At 50.3% G+C, this 3,089-nt stretch carries 1 rRNA gene; it reads right to left on the bottom strand.

What is annotated here, in order from left to right:
• Positions 1 to 48 precede the first annotated feature (48 nt).
• Positions 49 to 2,935: ribosomal RNA gene (locus C2M35_RS00005) — 23S ribosomal RNA — on the bottom strand.
• Between the last annotated feature and the right edge of the window lie 154 nt (positions 2,936 to 3,089).

The following is a 3,089-nucleotide window of genomic DNA, read 5'->3' as shown; positions in this document are numbered from 1 at the left end:
TTAATTTCTAACTTCTAACTTAACAGTCTCACACCATTTTGGTGTTGTATGGTTAAGCCTCACGGGTAATTAGTACAGGTTAGCTTAACGCCTCACAGCGCTTCCACACCCTGCCTATCAACGTTGTAGTCTTCAACGGCCCTTCAGTGGAGTTAAACTCCAAGTGAGAACTCATCTCGAGGCTCGCTTCCCGCTTAGATGCTTTCAGCGGTTATCGATTCCGAACGTAGCTACCGGGCAATGCAATTGGCATCACAACCCGAACACCAGCGGTTCGTCCACTCCGGTCCTCTCGTACTAGGAGCAGCCCCTCTCAATTCTCAAACGCCCACGGCAGATAGGGACCGAACTGTCTCACGACGTTCTAAACCCAGCTCGCGTACCACTTTAAATGGCGAACAGCCATACCCTTGGGACCGACTTCAGCCCCAGGATGTGATGAGCCGACATCGAGGTGCCAAACACCGCCGTCGATATGAACTCTTGGGCGGTATCAGCCTGTTATCCCCGGAGTACCTTTTATCCGTTGAGCGATGGCCCTTCCATTCAGAACCACCGGATCACTATGACCTACTTTCGTACCTGCTCGACGTGTCTGTCTCGCAGTTAAGCTGGCTTCTACCATTACACTAACCGTACGATGTCCGACCGTACTTAGCCAACCTTCGTGCTCCTCCGTTACTCTTTGGGAGGAGACCGCCCCAGTCAAACTACCCACCAGGCACTGTCCGCAACCCCGATTCAGGGGCCAACGTTAGAACATCAAACATACAAGGGTGGTATTTCAAGGATGGCTCCACAGAAACTGGCGTCTCTGCTTCAAAGCCTCCCACCTATCCTACACATGTAGGCTCAATGTTCAGTGCCAAGCTGTAGTAAAGGTTCACGGGGTCTTTCCGTCTAGCCGCGGGTACACAGCATCTTCACTGCGATTTCAATTTCACTGAGTCTCGGGTGGAGACAGCGTGGCCATGGTTACACCATTCGTGCAGGTCGGAACTTACCCGACAAGGAATTTCGCTACCTTAGGACCGTTATAGTTACGGCCGCCGTTTACCGGGGCTTCGATCAAGAGCTTCGCATACGCTAACCCCATCAATTAACCTTCCGGCACCGGGCAGGTGTCACACCCTATACGTCATCTCGCGATTTAGCAGAGTGCTGTGTTTTTAATAAACAGTCCCAGCCACCTGGTCACTGCGACTCCCGTCCGCTTAGAGAGCAAGTCTCATCACAGGTAGGAGCGTACCTTCTCCCGAAGTTACGGTACTATTTTGCCTAGTTCCTTCACCCGAGTTCTCTCAAGCGCCTTAGTATTCTCTACCTGACCACCTGTGTCGGTTTGGGGTACGATTCGGTATAAACTGAAGCTTAGAGGCTTTTCCTGGAAGTATGGCACCAACAGCTTCCACTCCGTAGAGTGTCGTCTCGTATCTCAGCCTTAAAGAATCCCGGATTTTCCTAAGATTCAAGCCTACATACTTTCACACGGACAACCAACGCCGTGCCTGTCTAGCCTTCTCCGTCCCCCCATCGCATTTATACCAAGTACGGGAATATTAACCCGTTTCCCATCGACTACGCCTTTCGGCCTCGCCTTAGGGGTCGACTCACCCTACCCTGATTAACATGGGATAGGAACCCTTGGTCTTCCGGCGTGCGGGTTTTTCACCCGCATTGTCGTTACTCATGTCAGCATTCGCACTTGTGATATGTCCAGCATGCCTCCCGGCACACCTTCAGCCACTTACACAACGCTCCCCTACCCCGCGAACTAAGTTCGCAGCCGCAGCTTCGGTGGTATGTTTAGCCCCGTTACATCTTCCGCGCAGGCCGACTCGACTAGTGAGCTATTACGCTTTCTTTAAAGGGTGGCTGCTTCTAAGCCAACCTCCTAGCTGTTTTAGCCTTCCCACATCGTTTCCCACTTAACATACACTTTGGGACCTTAGCTGGCGGTCTGGGTTGTTTCCCTCTCCACGACGGACGTTAGCACCCGCCGTGTGTCTCCCGGATAGTACTCATTGGTATTCGGAGTTTGCATGGGGTTGGTAAGTCGGGATGACCCCCTAGCCCAAACAGTGCTCTACCCCCAATGGTATTCGTCCGAGGCTCTACCTAAATAGATTTCGGGGAGAACCAGCTATCTCCCGGTTTGATTAGCCTTTCACTCCTAGCCACAGGTCATCCCCTAACTTTTCAACGTTAGTGGGTTCGGTCCTCCAGTTGATGTTACTCAACCTTCAACCTGCCCATGGCTAGATCACCGGGTTTCGGGTCTATACCTTGCAACTCAACGCGCAGTTAACGCTCGCTTTCACTACGGCTACCCTAATCGGTTAACCTCGCTACAAAATATAAGTCGCTGACCCATTATACAAAAGGTACGCAGTCACCCCACGAAGAGGCTCCTACTGCTTGTACGTACACGGTTTCAGGTTCTATTTCACTCCCCCTCACAGGGGTTCTTTTCGCCTTTCCCTCACGGTACTGGTTCACTATCGGTCAGTTGGGAGTATTTAGCCTTGGAGGATGGTCCCCCCATATTCAGTCAAAGTTTCACGTGCTCCGACCTACTCGATTTCACTTATAAGACATTGTCGTGTACGGGACTATCACCCTGTATCGTGCCACTTTCCAGAGGCTTCCACTAACATCAAATAAGCTTAAGGGCTGCTCCGATTTCGCTCGCCGCTACTTTCGGAATCTCGGTTGATTTCTTTTCCTACGGGTACTTAGATGTTTCAGTTCTCCGCGTTCGCCTCTTACACCTATGTATTCAGTGCAAGATACCTGTAAACAGGTGGGTTTCCCCATTCGGAAATCCTGGCCTCAAGCGCTTTTTACTAGCTTGACCAGGCTTATCGCAAGTTAATACGTCCTTCATCGCCTCCAACTGCCAAGGCATCCACCGTGTACGCTTAGTCACTTAACCATACAACCCAAAAGGGTGTGTATTTCAAGGACTGTTTAACTTCGCCAGAAGTTAGAATACTAAAGTAGACGCACAATCAATCTTTCAATTGACTGGCATATTTCTTTACTTATTGAGAACTCTAAATTATTCAAATTGAACAATTCAAAGTTTT

It is taken from the genome of Pseudoalteromonas sp. T1lg76 (genome assembly GCF_002964725.1).
In the GTDB taxonomy this organism is placed as follows: Bacteria; Pseudomonadota; Gammaproteobacteria; order Enterobacterales; family Alteromonadaceae; genus Pseudoalteromonas.
The sequence above is the reverse complement of the archived record's forward strand: the minus strand, read 5'-3'. Positions and strand labels throughout refer to the sequence as shown.